The organism is Enterovibrio norvegicus DSM 15893 (assembly GCF_900115495.1).
Taxonomy (GTDB): domain Bacteria; phylum Pseudomonadota; class Gammaproteobacteria; order Enterobacterales; family Vibrionaceae; genus Enterovibrio; species Enterovibrio norvegicus.
In genome coordinates, this window is the sequence record NZ_FOWR01000024.1 from 21,945 (window position 1) to 37,313 (window position 15,369).

Genomic DNA, 15,369 nt, shown 5'->3' on the forward strand with positions numbered 1-15,369 from the left:
CTTCTATAGTGAAATCATCTAAATCTACGCTGGAGATTTTATAAGAGTAATAATCTGAAGTGTTTATTCCATTTATTGGTGTTCGTGATGGTGATGTTAAATCAAGGAACTCTTCTTCAAATTCATTCTTGTAATATTTCCAACTTAAGGGGCCGAGTATTTGAGTGTTAGAATTACTATCTTCAAATGACAACATTATGTAATCAGTGGAAGGTTTATATCTAACTTGAATCGTGAATGAATTTATATCTGGAATTTTAGGTGTGTTTATTATTTCAAATAATTGATTGCCATTTAGCTTTTGTACTCTTAAGTAATCAACAACATACTCTTGCTTTCGTGTCGGATTATTACTTCTTTCTGACTCTATAAGAAGTAATTGACCATATTCAAATTTTTCTTTAAGATTTTTGAAGTTTCTAGTTACAAACGCTTTTTCACTCTCACAGTATAGGCTTTTTTGTTAATTGGACAAAACTCTGCCTCTCCGTTGTTATCGAATTTTTCAAATGAAATATCTAATAGACCAAACCAATCTTGTTCATCGTTACCTGACCAAGACTCTCCTAAAACACCAACAACAAATCTAGTACCTTCTGACATATTCTACTCTTAAATAATATCTATAGACTCATGCTGACAAAAATTGCCTTCATGAAATTTAATTTTAACAATTTTAACATTAACTAATGAAAAGATTTTACCTTCAGGATTTTAATCCAATTCATTCTGGGTAAGAACAATAATTGTAGAGTTTATTTTTGGTTTTATGTTTTTATGTGTGCTTGTGTTTTTTTTGGGTAGCTTTTGTTGCGTTTTTTTGGGGTTTTTGTTTTGATTTTTCGCTAGTGTTAAATGTTCTTTACTTTCTTTTTTATTTGGTATAGCTCAAGTGAGTTATATTTTTAACCTAATAAATTGCTTGATAGTATCTTCTGTAAATATAAATCACGAATTAGGTTGCTTTTTATTAGAGCCTGCTTTTAATCGTAGGACGTTATTATGGAGGGAATGGGTTAAATGTTGAAGTCGTAGTTTGTACTGCATGGTATCAAAACCTAAAGATCTAATTCCTCGGTCTATCAAGCCGTTAGGCTTACCAAAACCACCACTAAAAAACGTTCGGTCAGTTAACCGACGAAGCCGCATAAACACTAGGCTTCTAGCCGAGCATGCTTATAGCACTTCTCGGTTAGGTAGCCGACGAAGCGGCATGAACACTAGACTTCTAGCCGAGCGAGGTTTTAGCACACGTTCGGTTAGATAACCGACGAAGCCGAATGAACACTAGGCTTCTAGCCGAGCGTGGTTTTAGCACTTGTTCGGTTAGATAACCGACGAAGCCGCATAAACACAGGGCTTCTAGCCGAACACGGTTATAGCACTAGTTCGGTTAGGTAACCGACAGAGTCGCATAAACGTTCGGCTTCTAACCGAACGTATTGATCAAGCCTGTTCGGTTTGTTTAACCTATAGGTTAGAAAACAGGATAGGAAGTAGGCACGGATGCTGAAAAGACGCTTTTACCGCTTAGATGAAATCTCAGATGTAACGCCACTAACCAAAGGTGATTTGCTTTATGCGGTAGAGCAACGTCAACTTATGCTCTTCGCAAAGATAAACAGTAAAGGTTTGGCTTACTGTTATTCGAAAGTCATAGACGGATACAAGAAGACGCTTGGTGATATCTTTGATTACGATGGCGTTGTTGTGCTGTCAAAAAAGGATTCTCAACGCGCAAGCAATGAGCCGAAACTCGATTTGGATAAGGTTTTGATTGCGCAGCCTGAACTTGCTACAAACTGGCGTCTTGTGAGTGACGTTTTCCCGTCTGCGAAAACCAGTGGTTTTTTTGTTGCCAATGTTGCCCCCCTCTCCAAACTTCCTACAAAGCCATTCTTTGCAGTAGGTGAAGTTGTGGAAAGGCCTAGCGGGCTAGAAGAGGCGGTAAAAAAGGAGATTGAGAGAGATAACTCAGGAGAGGGATTTCTCGGCGCGTTAGAGGTGTTTAGTAAAGCTTTTGTTGGTATGAAAGAGAAACAGTTAGGCACTGTGCCCACTCGGGTCAATAAGGCTGATCTTCGGTTTGACCTTAGAGAGGTCAATAAAGTGTTTGGTTTAGAAACCACTAAAGACGGGCTTCAAAGCCAAAAAGTTGTTGATACGAGTGATGTAGAGACGCATCCCATCAAAATCATGATTAATCGTGTATTGCTTGGAAACGCTACCGTTGATACTCGAACTATTTGGAATGTGATTAAACGAGATCATCAGGCTGATACCCGAGAGATTGACTTAGACAGCTTAATCAGCGACATGAACAATGATGAAATTGAGTGGTTTGGGCAGGAAAACACGGTTAGAACCATGAAGTATAAAACCTTTAAAAACTATGTAACGACGGCTAAAAACAATCAAAACTAGAAACTGTCCCAGCTAGCGTCCCAACCAGAGTCCCAAGCCTATTGGGACGCTTACGGTATCTCCTAACCAACAAAGGGAGATACCAAAATGCAAACAGAACATACACAGAAACGCGCATACACAGAGCAAGAGACTTCCGCCTACATCGGCATGAGCCGTTCCTTTTTGCGTCAATCACGCATGGAAGGTCATCGACAGAACCGCACCGAAGCGCCGCCATTTATCAAAATCGGTCGTGCGGTGCGTTACCTCAAAGAAGACCTCGACCAATGGCTCGATAACCAACGTAAATACACCCAACTCGTATGTGACGGGGGTGTGCATGCTTAAGTTAAATCCATACCTAATTAGCATCATCAAAGCCATGCAAGACGGGCATTGGTTTGAGCTTTGTGCTGACTATCGCGTGAATAATACGGGTTACGTTGGCTCTAGAGGTTTCGACATTAAATTGAACCCTCGTACCGTGCTGAAACTGTATCGAGAAGGGCTGATCACCTACCGAACCATTTTCCCTTATGGCATTAAGCGAGATGTGTTTGAACTGACTCAGAAAGGGAGGACGATTGATGTCTCCAATTACTGAGGAAGAATACGAAACACTCGATCGATTCGACAGGCCGTTCGTGGAAGAACGGCTTTGCCGTTTGCCACCGAAAGCACAGCGCATTCTCTTTAAACGCTATATCGCCATTTCAGATGCTTTCACCCGAAACACTGACCTTCGTGAAACCGTTGATAGCCTTGTTTCGAAGCTGACCGTATCCCCTGAAAAGCTCAATCTCAATATTTCAGAAGATGAACTGCGTGAAGAAGCCGAAACGCTGGTTGATGCTGCGTTATCTATCCGTCGCACTTTGTATGGCGCAGAAGATGAAACCATCAATGCCCTACATGCGCTCTGCTTGAGCTTTGGCTTTGAGCCGCCAGATGAAGACAAATACACGTTAGAGGGAAGGCTAAGAAGGCTTTCTGATAAATCATGGTGGCTGCGTAAACTTCGCAAGGCATTGCGAAAGAACATTGAAACCGTGATGCGTCATTTGAATCAAGTTACCCGTGTAAGAGCTATTTACTGTTCAGATGAAACGCTTGAAGCCAGAACTGCACAAAAGTTTCATCAAGCGCAATACCTTGAAAAGACGATAGTCACCAATCAACTAGGCCAAAGCTTTAGCCTGTTGGAGCTATCTCAAAAGGGTGTGTCTGATCCGAAAATCCGCAAAATGGAATTGATGGTTCGTGCGCGTGGCTTTGAAGACCTAGCTAACGAGTTAGGCCATTCAGCGACGTTTTTAACGCTAACTTGCCCATCAAAGTATCACCGCAGCTACGCCACTACAGGCGATGAAAACCCAAAGTGGGGCGGTTACACACCCGCCGAAGCGCAAGCCTACCTTAACGACATTTGGAAGCTCATTCGCGCCAAGCTTCAACGTGAAGAGGTGCGTTTCTATGGTTTTCGCGTCGTAGAGCCTCAGCATGACGGCACACCGCATTGGCATTTATTGTTGTTTGTAGAGCCAAGGCACTATGACGTGTTGGTAGATACCATGCGTGAATACAATTTACGCGAAGATAGCGACGAAGCTGGCGCAGATCGCCACCGTTTCACCGAAGTGAAGATTGACCCTAATAAGGGTTCAGCAACGGGTTACATAGCTAAATACATTTCAAAGAACATCGACGGCGAAAACCTCGAATCAGGCGTTTATGGTGAAGACCCAAAATGCGCAGCGGCAAGGGTGGAAGCGTGGGCGGCCTGTTGGAGCATTCGCCAGTTTCAACAACTCGGCGGTTGTTCCGTCACCGTGTGGCGCGAACTGCGCCGCTTGAAAGAAATGATGGGCGAAACCAAGTTAGTCACAGACATTCATGAAGCCGCAGACAACGGTTGCTGGAAGTCCTACACGGCATTAATGGGCGGTGTGTTCTGTAAGCGCACTGAACAAGCCATAGCGCCACATTACGAACTCAGCGTGGATTACGCGACCGGAGAGGTTAAAAGCTCCATGTATAGCGAAGAGGAGCTTTTAAAGGTACTCAAAGGCATCTCAGCAGGCGGGAAAACCATCATCACCCGCGTCAATGAGTGGCATTTGTCCTAGTGGCAAATGTGCTTTTACTTGGAGTTCTGTGAATAACTGTATTTTGACAAGTAGGTTGTGATGGGGCTGAACCGAAAAAGTGACTCTCGACTTATACACAATATCGGATGTCGTTTGTGAGTCATATATATCGGGAGAGTCCCTTGGTATGTCACTTATATCTGGGTAAAATCAGAAAGCTTTTGTCCATAGGGGCAGCAATGAACACTTTGAATGGGTTGTTGATTTTAAAATCAATCATTGGTCATTGATGTATGCTATTTGAGTGAAAACACCATTGGAGAAATATAGTGATTAACTCAGTTTGGATTGATAATTTTAAGTCGTTAGTGGACTTTGAGCTTCCTTTGTCAAAGTTCAACTGTGTTGTAGGACTCAATGGTTCGGGAAAATCTACAATTTTACAGGCTATGGATTTCATTTCTCAGTTGATGTGTGGGGAAGTTGAAGAGTGGCTTAATGCTAGAAATTGGGATAGCTCCGATTTGAATTCAAAGCTTACAAAAAAAAGTAATATTGAGTTCAAGGTTGGCCTGAAAGTTGATGGGAAAGAACTGTCATGGCAGGGAAGTTTTAATCGTTCTTCTTTGAGTTGTACAAAAGAATCAATTTACTGTGGCGCAGATAAAATATTGTCAGTTGAAGATGGTAGCTACATCTATAGAGGAACGAAGCATAAGATAATTTTTGACTATCAGGGTTCAATATTATCTAGGTTGAAAGATAACCAACAAGGAACGGATCTAAAAAATTTAAAGGAAGTAATTCTGAACATTCGTTCGCTTGATCTCATTAGCCCAGAGCTTTTAAGAAGTCAAAATAGAAGTGCTGATGGGAAGCTAGGACTTGGAGGTGAAAAGTTATCCGCATTCATCCATGAATCGGGAACAGAAACTGCTGATAAGTTAAGAGAAGAATTAAAAAAGATTTACCCACAACTAGATGAAATTAGAACAAAATCTCTCAGATCTGGCTGGAAGCAGTTAGAAATCAACGAGAAATTCAATGACAGAAAAGTATCGTCAACAGCACGACATGTGAATGACGGAATGCTTCGCCTCATGGCTGTATTATTGCAATTGCAGATAGGGAAAGCGTTCTTACTCTTTGATGAAATTGAGAATGGAATTAATCCTGAGCTTATAGAGTATCTGATTGATCACTTAGTTAAATCGAATGATCAGATTATGGTTACAACTCATAGTCCTATGGTGCTGAACTTTATGGATGATGATGTAGCTAAAGACAGTGTCATATACCTCTATAAGGATGAGCAAGGGCAAACTAAGTCTAAGAGATTATTCGATATTCCTTCTATGGCAAAAAAGCTGGATTTTATGGGGCCTGGTGAAGTATTTATTGATACAGATTTGACCAAGCTTTGGATGGAGATAACGGATATGAGTTCGGAGTCTTAAAGTGTATTTTTTATTAAGTGGTGAGGGTAAAGGTGATATAGGAAGATGCGGCAACGGGGCATTGAGTTGTGATAGGGATAATTTTGACGAAGGACCTATGGCGCTCATTGTGGATCAGCTGGTTGATATCTTCCAAGGCTATGAAATGTCACACCTTGATGTGCGGCGAGTTTCTTATGTGTCAGAAGCTGAACTAGCAGAAAAAAAAATCCCAGCAGCAAGAAAAGCTATGTCTCTCCGAGGCAAGAAAAAACCTCAAGAAACGAAATATTATTTTGAGAATGCAAGGTCATTGTCGGAGTTAGCCAAGAACAAAAGTGAGGAAGTCGGAGATACGGTAATCGCCGTTCTGTTTAGGGATAGTGACGGAACTGCTTCATCGGGCAGAGGTGATTGGCAGAACAAGCGTGATTCAATGCTAGAGGGATTCAGGGCGCAGAACTTTGAGTTTGGCGTGGCTATGATTCCAAAACCAAAATCTGAGGCATGGCTATTGTGCGCATTGAAACCTCCTCATTATCAAAATTGCGACAATCTTGAAGAGCGTTCAGGAAATGATGACAGCCCTAACTCACTTAAAGGGGAGTTGCGCAATGTCCTCAATAACGAGGCTGGAACATTTGAAATCAAGCAACTGATTAATGACCGTTCAATTGATGTAAATCGAATTGTGATGCCTTCATTCGAGGCTTTCAAGGATAGCTTAAGATCTGCGATGGAAAATGCGAATACTTTAGCTCGTTAAGGCATTAGGCCACTATCAGATGTTGGAATCTGCTATAACGATGCTATAACAGCTATAAAAACGCGAAAGGCCTGAGTGGTTACTAACCCCTCAGGCCTTGCTGTATATGGTGGCCCCTCCCAGACTTGAACTGGGGACCAATCGATTATGAGTCGAGTGCTCTAACCACTGAGCTAAGGGGCCGTATAGGCGGTTGATTATAGGGGAACGCGGGTAGGGTGTCTAGACGCAACCATGCCCTAATCAGTATGGATTTTAGCCACTTAAACCGATTCTTGGATATGAAAAAGGCGAGCTGTGCTCGCCTTCTCATTTTTTACGTTCGAACCAGACGAATTACTCGTCAAGGAAGCTACGAAGCACTTCTGAGCGGCTTGGATGGCGCAGCTTACGCAGTGCCTTCGCTTCAATCTGACGGATACGCTCACGCGTTACGTCGAACTGTTTGCCCACTTCTTCTAACGTGTGGTCGGTGTTCATGTCGATACCAAAGCGCATACGCAGAACTTTCGCTTCACGTGGCGTTAGGCCAGCAAGTACTTCGCTGGTTGCCATGCGTAGATTGTTCATGGTTGCTGAATCCATTGGCAGTTCGAGGGTGGTATCCTCGATAAAGTCACCCAGATGCGAATCTTCATCATCACCGATTGGTGTTTCCATGGAGATTGGCTCTTTGGCGATCTTCAGTACCTTACGGATTTTGTCTTCTGGCATTTGCATGCGCTCTGCCAGTTCTTCTGGCAGTGGCTCACGACCCATCTCCTGAAGCATCTGACGAGAGATACGGTTCAGTTTGTTGATGGTTTCAATCATGTGAACAGGGATACGAATGGTACGTGCCTGGTCAGCGATTGAACGTGTGATTGCCTGACGGATCCACCACGTTGCGTACGTCGAGAATTTGTAACCACGGCGGTATTCGAACTTGTCGACCGCTTTCATTAGACCGATGTTACCTTCTTGGATCAGATCCAGGAACTGTAGACCACGGTTGGTGTACTTCTTCGCGATGGAGATTACGAGACGCAAGTTTGCTTCTACCATCTCTTTTTTCGCACGGCGTGCTTTTGCTTCACCGATAGACATACGACGGCTGATGTCTTTGATACGCTCAACGTTCAGGCCGGTTTCGTCTTCGATGATTTTCAGTTTTTGTACGCAGCGACGAAGATCTTCTTCGTATTGCTTCATACGTTCAGCAAACGGTTTGTCTGAAGACAGTGCTTTATCTAACCAGCTGTCTGACGATTCGTTACCTGCAAACAATTGTACGAAGGTTTTCTTCGGCATTTTTGCTTGGTCAACACATAGACGCATAACAAGACGCTCTTGCGTGCGTACGCGGTCCATGGTGTTGCGCATTTGGGTAACTAGACGGTCAAACTGTTTCGGGATTAGACGGAACTGTTTAAACGTTTCAGACAGCTCGGCAACTGAACCTGCTGTATCTGCATGGAAGCGACCATTCTTTTGAATTGCGGCTTGCATGTTTTCGTATGACACGCGAAGTTCGTTGAACTTCTCACGAGCAAGCTCCGGGTCGATGCCCGTATCTTCTTCCTCTTCGTCATCATCATCATCATTCTTGTCTTCATCGTCCAACTCTTCTTGGCTCAGTTCTGAACCAATGTGTGTTGCGGTTGGTGCGATGTCGTCTTGGCTTGGGTCAACAAAGCCAGAAATGATGTCTGTTAGGCGCAGCTCTTCTGCTTCAACTTTATCAAATTGGTCGAGCAGGTAGCTGATTGAGCCTGGGAATTCGGCGACTGAAACCTGTACTTGGTTAATACCGTCTTCGATGCGCTTGGCGATGTCAATTTCGCCTTCACGAGTAAGCAGTTCAACCGTACCCATTTCACGCATGTACATGCGCACTGGGTCAGTTGTACGACCTATCTCAGATTCAACGCTTGATAATGCTGCAGCTGCGGCTTCGACGGCATCTTCGTCGGCGACAGTTTCAGACATCATCAGCTCATCGGCATCAGGAGCGGTTTCCACTACCTGAATACCCATGTCGTTGATCATCTGAATAATATCTTCTATCTGATCGGAGTCGACAATGTCTTCTGGTAGGTGGTCATTAACTTCTGCATAGGTTAGATAGCCTTGCTCCTTACCTTTTGCGACAAGCAACTTTAGCTGTGACTGCGGATTTTGATCCATAGACGATATCCAACTTCGGGTCTGAGTGAAGAATTTAGTATGCGGGAGCGCAAACTTCCAATTCTAGCAAATTACAATAGTGCTGACTACTTTCTAGTCGGGACGGCTTTGGATTAATAGCCACAATTCCCGCTGTTCTTCGGCTGATAAGCCGACGCTTCGGTCTTTTGCTTGTAACTTGTCTATTTGTTGTGAGACACACTGCGCAAGAATCTTGTCCAGTGAATCTAAAAATACATCTAATGCATTGTACTCATTGATGGGAAGTTCCCAACTGGCCAACTTGGCTAACAATGCTTCTTGTTCGGTGCCGCGCCAAAATTCGAGCAGCTGTCCTGTAGTAATATTGGGACGCTGTATACAGAGTTCAAGCATGGTCGTAAATAATTTAAGACCTGGGATGTTGAGATCATCCATTCCGCCTAGCGGGGGAAGCGATTCTGCAAAACGTGGGTTTTGCAATAATAGGGTGATTACCTCACGCATTGGCGTGCGCTTCATCTCGGGTAATGGCTTGCGAGCCTGTGCTTTACCTTGTTGACTGATCAGCTTTTCGAGCTGCTGTTCGTCAGGTAATCCGAGCTTTTGTCCAAGCATATTACGGAGATAGAGTCTTAATGTGCCACCAGGCACTTTGTCTATCAGTGGTACGGCGAGCGTGGTTAATTTCGCTTTGCCTTCTTGGCTGCTGCTATCAACCTGCTCCATAAGGGTAGAAAACAAAAACTCTGAAAGCGACATTGCTGCGGCAAGATCGGCTTCAAAGGCGTCTTTTCCTATTTTTCGGACCATGGAGTCAGGGTCTTCGCCATCAGGCAAGAACATGAACTTGAGTTGGCGTCCGTCATTCAAATGCGGCAGGGCTTGCTCCATGGCACGCCATGCTGCTTCTCGTCCTGCGCGGTCTCCATCATAACAACAGATGACGTTGGAGGTTTGACGGAACAGGGTCTGCATGTGTTCGGCGGTGGTGGCTGTGCCCAATGAGGCGACGGCGTAATCCACACCAAACTGTGCGAGTGCGACCACATCCATATAGCCTTCAACAACCATGAGCTGTTTCGGTTCACGGTGCGCTTGTAGCGCTTCGTAAAGCCCGTATAGCTCACGCCCTTTATGGAATATAGGCGTTTCTGGTGAGTTGAGGTATTTGGGTGTGCCGTCATCTAACACGCGACCACCAAAGCCAATCACGCGACCGCGTCTGTCCCTGATGGGAAACATGACACGTCCACGGAATCGGTCATAACGTCGGCCATTGTCGTTTTCAATCAACATGCCGGTAGAGACCAGTGCTTTCTGGCTCTCGTTATCTTTACCAAAACGGGTTCGAACTTGATCCCATTCATCGGCAACAAAGCCAACACCAAACTTTTGTACGATTTCGCCAGAAAGCCCACGCCCTTTAAGATAGTCAATCGCGACATGTCCTGCTTCGGTGCGCAGGCTGCTTTGATAGAACTGGGCAATTTGCCCCATCATTTGGTAAAGGTCGCGTTTCTGATCGCTTCGTGCATACGGGCCTTTTGGGGCACCGCTGTCGTTTTCACGAGGGACGTCAACGCCGAGTTGAGAGGCGAGCTCTTCAATGGCTTCAACGAATTCAAGGCGATCGAACTCCATGATGAAGTCGATGGCATTGCCGTGCACGCCACAACCAAAACAATGATAGAACTGTTTTTCTTGGCTGACGGAAAAAGACGGTGTTTTTTCGTTATGGAAAGGGCAGCAGGCACCGTAGTTCTTGCCCTGCTTTTTGAGTTTCACACGTGCGTCTATTAGCTCGACTATGTCCAGTCGGGCGAGTAGATCGTCAATGAAAGCACGTGGGATTTTTCCTGCCATAACCTATTGTTTATGTGATGAGTTTGGGCGAGTCGGTTAATGCTAGCACATGCATAAGCATGGCGACATTTTACTACCGATAAGATACGAACAAGCCGCGCATTCCGCAATTGGATAGCACGGCTTGTTTGCAGGTTGGAAAAAATTTACGCCAGATTAGATTTAACCAATTGGCTAATTTTTCCCATGTCAGCACGGCCCTGAACTTGTGGTTTCAGGATGGCCATGATTTTGCCCATGTCTTGCATGGAGCTCGCACCAGAGGCTGCAATGGCTTCTTTAACCATTGCATCCACTTCGTCGTCGCTGAGTGGTTGTGGCATGAACTCGTCCAAAACAGAGATTTCAGCCAATTCCACATCAGCAAGGTCATCACGACCGGCTGACTGGTACTGAGAAACGGAATCGCGACGTTGCTTAACCATTTTGACTAAAACTGCCAACACTTCCTCGTCGTTCAGCGTTTTCTGACCGTCGATTTCTTGTTGTCTTACTGCAGAAATAACCAAACGAATGGTGCCAAGGCGAGGTTTATCTTTCGCCTTCATCGCTACAATTTGTTCGCTTTTAATGCGACTAATCAATTCCATTTCACAATTCCTGTATTAATCGTAATTAGTACAGGCGAACGCGGCGTGCGTTCTCACGAGCCAGCTTCTTCAGGTGACGCTTAACAGCGGCAGCCTTAGCGCGTTTGCGAACGGTAGTTGGCTTTTCGAAGTGCTCACGACGGCGAACTTCAGAAAGAATACCTGCTTTTTCACAAGAGCGCTTGAAGCGACGCAGTGCTACGTCGAATGGTTCGTTTTCACGTACTTTAACTACTGGCATATGCCTTTCACCTCAGGGGTTGTTCAGTAATCGCTGGAGACAAAATGACCAGCTTTGATTAAAAATGGTGCGGAATTCTAATCCGATACTGGGGCGCTTGTAAAGCATAACTGGTGAATTTGATCGGGCGCATGTAATATTGCGGCCTGTTTTTGAAACTGGCAGATCGATCGCGGATCGATCTGGGATCCAAGAGAGCTGAGGTGTTATGCGAATTCTGGGCATCGAGACATCGTGCGACGAGACTGGCGTTGCGATTTATGATGATGAAAAAGGGCTTTTAGCGCATCAGCTATATAGCCAAGTAAAGCTGCACGCGGACTACGGTGGCGTGGTACCGGAGCTGGCATCTCGCGATCATGTGAAGAAAACCATTCCTCTTATTAAAGCGACGCTCGCGGAAGCCGGTTTAACGCCGAGCGACCTTGATGGCGTGGCCTACACGGCGGGGCCTGGCTTGGTTGGCGCGCTGCTTGTGGGCGCAACCATTGGCCGTAGTCTTGCGTATGCGTGGAACCTGCCTGCCGTGGCTGTCCACCACATGGAAGGCCATTTGCTTGCGCCTATGTTGGAAGACACACCGCCTCCGTTCCCATTTATTGCACTGTTGGTGTCTGGCGGTCACACTTTGTTGGTTGAAGTGAAGGCCATTGGTGAGTATCAGATCTTGGGTGAATCCATTGATGATGCTGCGGGCGAAGCGTTTGATAAAACCGCGAAGCTGATGGGCTTGGATTACCCGGGTGGTCCATTGTTGTCGAAACTGGCTGAGAAAGGTGACAGCGCTCGCTTCACGTTCCCTCGCCCGATGACAACGGTTCCGGGCTTAGACTTTAGTTTCTCGGGCCTGAAAACCTTTACGGCCAATACCATCGCTGCGAACGATAATGACGATCAAACCCGAGCGGACATTGCGCGCGCATTTGAAGATGCCGTTGTGGATACGCTGGCAATCAAATGTAAGCGTGCGTTGAAACAGTGTCACATGAAACGTCTTGTGATTGCGGGTGGCGTGAGTGCTAACCGTCATTTACGCGTGAAGCTTGAAGCTTTGATGACGTCGCTCGGCGGTGAAGTGTATTACCCACGTACTGAATTTTGTACCGACAACGGTGCGATGATTGCGTACGCAGGTATGCAACGCCTGAAAAACGGCGAGCACAACGATTTGGGCGTGAAAGGTTTCCCACGTTGGCCGATTGACCAGTTGATGACGATTAAATCTTAAGAACTGAATCGGTTCTGGGAAAAGAAAAAGCGGACCTAGGTGCTAGGGCCGCTCTGCTCTTCCTTCTCTTCCCTGCGCTTTTTGTTCTTATGCCAAATCTTGGTCTCTTCCCCATTCAACAACCGACGAATGTTGTCTTGATGCCTGAAAATGATCAGACACGCCAACATGGCGACGGGCATTGTAAATTGCGGTTTTACGAGCCAGGTAAAGAAAGGGGCAATCAGTGCGGTCGCTAATGCGCCTGCCGATGAGAAGCCGGTGACTAACACGGCGACAAGCCAAGTGAGGAGCAAACCACCGGTGAGATCCAAGCCGATAGGGGCGATGGCACCCAGTGCAGTGGCGACACCTTTTCCGCCTCGGAAATGGAAGAAGATAGGGTAGATGTGGCCTAAGCAGGCTGCGATACCAATCAAGCCCAGCATGAACGGGTTGATGCCGATGAGGTAGGCGATCCAGACGGGGATCGTGCCTTTGAGCATGTCACACAAGAGCACCAATCCAGCGGCCAAACGGCCACCCAATCGAAAGACATTCGTTGCGCCAGGGTTGCCTGAGCCTTGGTCTCGTGGGTCGGGTAACCCATACAACCGACAGATCAGCACCGCACTGGATATTGAACCCAGTAGATAAGCGGCAACAATCATCAGCATTCCAAGTGCGGTCATTCCATCATCCAACTTTGAACAGTCGCTAGGGCGGCGAGAACTTGCTATAGTTCGCGCACAAAACACAAGGCCACCTGTTGTATCGGTGCATTGTGTATTAATAGTGTGGTTCGTTATGTGACTGTGAGCGATGTTACGTGCTTTTGCGCATAATGGGTATCCGACCTCTGAAAAAATTTAGATGAACATGGATTTAGTATTTATTGAGCAGCTTGAAGTCATTACCACCATTGGTGTGTACGACTGGGAGCAACAAATCAAACAGAAGCTCGTGTTTGATATTGAAATGGGTCATGACAACAAACCTGCTGCTAACAGTGATGACGTGGCTTTTGCGCTAGATTACGCCTCTGTGAGTAATGCCGTTATTCAGCACATTGAACAAGGCCGATTCTTGTTGGTTGAGCGTGTTGCAGAAGAAATTGCCTCGCTGATTCAGCAGCAATTTTCTGTTTCTTGGATTCGTGTAAAAGTCAGCAAACCGGGAGCTGTGCCACAAGCTCGCGCTGTTGGTGTAGTCATTGAGCGAGGCACACGGTGACACAAAGAGCAGGTACGCAGGTATTGGTGAGTGTTGGATCGAATATCGAACGCGAACGCCATATTGTTGAAGGGATTGCTGCACTGAAAGAACTCGATGCGAATTGTCGTAGTTCCCGTGTGTTTGAAGCTGTACCTGTGGGCTTTGAAGGCCCTAATTTTTATAACCTTGTCGTTGAACTTCATACCGATCTAACGCTGGAAGGCATTGTTGCAGCGCTTCGAGACATCGAATCGCGCTGGGGCCGTGAGCGTGATGCGGTGAAGTTTCGTGATCGTACATTAGACATTGACCTACTGACCTATGGCGACCGTGTTCAGGCTGAAGGGCCGACATTGCCACGTAAGGATGTCTATAAGTTTGCTTTCACACTCTGGCCTCTCGCTGAGTTGTGTCCTGAACAGGTGATTCCTGGCGACACGCAAACGTACGAACAAGCATGGAATGCATTCTCTGATGAGCAGCCCCTCTGGCCTGTGTCTGATTTTTCCGTGTAAGAAACCTTTTTCTTTTTTAACTTTTAAGTGATGACTAACTATGAGTATGTTTGAAGCCTTTGCGCTGGCTTTAATTCAGGGGCTGACGGAATTCCTTCCTGTTTCTAGCTCTGCACACCTTATTCTTCCGTCAGAAATTCTTGGTTGGCAAGATCAAGGCCTTGCCTTCGACGTGGCCGTACACGTCGGTACGCTTCTGGCGGTTGTGGGCTACTTCCGCAAAGAAGTGACGCAGTTACTTGGCGCTTTCTTCCGTTCTATTTTCAAAGGCGAACGCTCATCTGATGCGACCTTGGCGTGGATGATTGCACTGGCGACCATTCCTGCCTGTATCTTCGGTTTGTTCATGAAAGACATCATCGAGATGTATCTGCGTTCTGCGTGGGTGATCGCGGTGACCTGTATTGTGTTTGGTCTTCTGCTTTGGTGGGTGGACAACAATGCGAAATGTGAAATCGATGAATACAAAACCACGCCAAAATCTGCACTGCTGATTGGCTTGTCGCAAGCGCTGGCAATGATCCCGGGTACGTCACGCTCTGGTGCAACCATGACCATGGCGCTTTACTTGGGCTACACCCGTGAAGCGGCGGCACGTTTCTCGTTCCTGATGTCGATTCCCATCATTGTTCTGGCGGGTAGTTACCTTGGCCTTGGCCTCATGAAAAGCGATGTGCCTGTGATGTGGTCTCCGATCCTTGTGGGTGTGTTTGTGTCGTTCGTGAGCGCCTACATCTGTATTCACTGGTTCTTGAAACTGGTCACGACCATGGGCATGAAACCCTTCGTTATCTACCGCATTGTGCTGGGCGTAGGCTTGGCGGCGTTCCTTGCAACGCGATAAGCAGGTTAGGAAGAGCGGGAAAAGAAGGTCCTAGGAAGAAACGTTTCTAGA

At 46.0% G+C, this 15,369-nt stretch carries 15 protein-coding genes, 1 tRNA gene and 1 pseudogene; 10 read left to right on the top strand and 7 right to left on the bottom strand.

Annotated elements, in window-relative coordinates; all coding sequences use genetic code 11:
- Positions 1–423: 423 nt before the first annotated feature.
- Positions 424–603, bottom strand: a complete 180-nt coding sequence (locus tag BM082_RS15420; RefSeq protein WP_074927615.1) for a hypothetical protein — start codon at positions 601–603, stop codon at positions 424–426.
- A gap of 903 nt (positions 604–1,506) precedes the next feature.
- Here BM082_RS15420 and BM082_RS15425 point away from each other — a divergent pair.
- From BM082_RS15425 to BM082_RS15450, 6 genes are all read left to right on the top strand, one after another.
- Positions 1,507–2,424, top strand: a complete 918-nt coding sequence (locus tag BM082_RS15425; protein ID WP_074927617.1) for a hypothetical protein — start codon at positions 1,507–1,509, stop codon at positions 2,422–2,424.
- 87 nt (positions 2,425–2,511) lie between these two features.
- Positions 2,512–2,754 carry a helix-turn-helix transcriptional regulator gene (locus BM082_RS15430; protein ID WP_074927619.1) on the top strand — a complete coding sequence of 81 codons (243 nt, stop codon included), beginning with the start codon at positions 2,512–2,514 and terminating at the stop codon, positions 2,752–2,754.
- Positions 2,747–3,010, top strand: coding sequence for a hypothetical protein (locus BM082_RS15435; protein WP_074927621.1), 264 nt, complete (start codon positions 2,747–2,749; stop codon positions 3,008–3,010). The genes BM082_RS15430 and BM082_RS15435 overlap by 8 nt, the downstream gene beginning before the upstream one ends.
- On the top strand, positions 2,994–4,532 hold the full coding sequence (locus tag BM082_RS15440) for a replication endonuclease (RefSeq protein WP_074927623.1): 1,539 nt from the start codon (positions 2,994–2,996) through the stop codon (positions 4,530–4,532). The genes BM082_RS15435 and BM082_RS15440 overlap by 17 nt, the downstream gene beginning before the upstream one ends.
- A gap of 290 nt (positions 4,533–4,822) precedes the next feature.
- The gene (locus BM082_RS15445; RefSeq protein WP_074927625.1) at positions 4,823–5,950 is read left to right on the top strand and encodes an AAA family ATPase; all 1,128 of its coding nucleotides are present in this window, start codon (positions 4,823–4,825) and stop codon (positions 5,948–5,950) included.
- 1 nt (position 5,951) lies between these two features.
- On the top strand, positions 5,952–6,695 hold the full coding sequence (locus BM082_RS15450; protein WP_074927627.1) for a hypothetical protein: 744 nt from the start codon (positions 5,952–5,954) through the stop codon (positions 6,693–6,695).
- Between the two features lie 107 nt (positions 6,696–6,802).
- Here BM082_RS15450 and BM082_RS15455 read toward each other — a convergent pair.
- From BM082_RS15455 to rpsU, 5 genes and pseudogenes are all read right to left on the bottom strand, one after another.
- Positions 6,803–6,878, bottom strand: a tRNA-Ile gene (locus BM082_RS15455).
- Between the two features lie 153 nt (positions 6,879–7,031).
- A pseudogene (gene rpoD / locus BM082_RS15460) lies at positions 7,032–8,873 on the bottom strand (RNA polymerase sigma factor RpoD); the annotation flags it as partial.
- 81 nt (positions 8,874–8,954) lie between these two features.
- The gene (dnaG, locus tag BM082_RS15465; RefSeq protein ID WP_017016525.1) at positions 8,955–10,706 is read right to left on the bottom strand and encodes a DNA primase; all 1,752 of its coding nucleotides are present in this window, start codon (positions 10,704–10,706) and stop codon (positions 8,955–8,957) included.
- Positions 10,707–10,852: 146 nt separating this feature from the next.
- On the bottom strand, positions 10,853–11,296 hold the full coding sequence (locus BM082_RS15470) for a GatB/YqeY domain-containing protein (RefSeq protein WP_017016524.1): 444 nt from the start codon (positions 11,294–11,296) through the stop codon (positions 10,853–10,855).
- Between the two features lie 25 nt (positions 11,297–11,321).
- Complete coding sequence (gene rpsU / locus BM082_RS15475) at positions 11,322–11,537, bottom strand: 30S ribosomal protein S21 (protein WP_002537656.1); 216 nt, start codon at positions 11,535–11,537, stop codon at positions 11,322–11,324.
- Positions 11,538–11,745: 208 nt separating this feature from the next.
- Here rpsU and tsaD point away from each other — a divergent pair, with 208 nt between their 5' ends.
- On the top strand, positions 11,746–12,765 hold the full coding sequence (tsaD, locus tag BM082_RS15480; RefSeq protein ID WP_017014504.1) for a tRNA (adenosine(37)-N6)-threonylcarbamoyltransferase complex transferase subunit TsaD: 1,020 nt from the start codon (positions 11,746–11,748) through the stop codon (positions 12,763–12,765).
- Positions 12,766–12,800: 35 nt separating this feature from the next.
- On the opposite strand, the gene plsY is transcribed toward tsaD, so the two are convergent.
- Positions 12,801–13,436, bottom strand: coding sequence for a glycerol-3-phosphate 1-O-acyltransferase PlsY (gene plsY / locus BM082_RS15485; RefSeq protein WP_074927629.1), 636 nt, complete (start codon positions 13,434–13,436; stop codon positions 12,801–12,803).
- A 181-nt stretch (positions 13,437–13,617) separates the two neighbouring features.
- Here plsY and folB point away from each other — a divergent pair, with 181 nt between their 5' ends.
- From folB to BM082_RS15500, 3 genes are read left to right on the top strand one after another with little or no spacing between them, the layout of a single operon-like run.
- Positions 13,618–13,977 carry a bifunctional dihydroneopterin aldolase/7,8-dihydroneopterin epimerase gene (gene folB / locus BM082_RS15490; protein WP_017011936.1) on the top strand — a complete coding sequence of 120 codons (360 nt, stop codon included), beginning with the start codon at positions 13,618–13,620 and terminating at the stop codon, positions 13,975–13,977.
- Positions 13,974–14,474: a 2-amino-4-hydroxy-6-hydroxymethyldihydropteridine diphosphokinase gene (gene folK, locus BM082_RS15495; RefSeq protein ID WP_017011935.1), complete on the top strand. Its 501-nt coding sequence runs from the start codon at positions 13,974–13,976 to the stop codon at positions 14,472–14,474. Before folB ends, folK begins: the two co-directional genes overlap by 4 nt.
- 40 nt (positions 14,475–14,514) lie before the next feature.
- Positions 14,515–15,318: an undecaprenyl-diphosphate phosphatase gene (locus BM082_RS15500; RefSeq protein ID WP_074927631.1), complete on the top strand. Its 804-nt coding sequence runs from the start codon at positions 14,515–14,517 to the stop codon at positions 15,316–15,318.
- Positions 15,319–15,369: the final 51 nt, after the last annotated feature.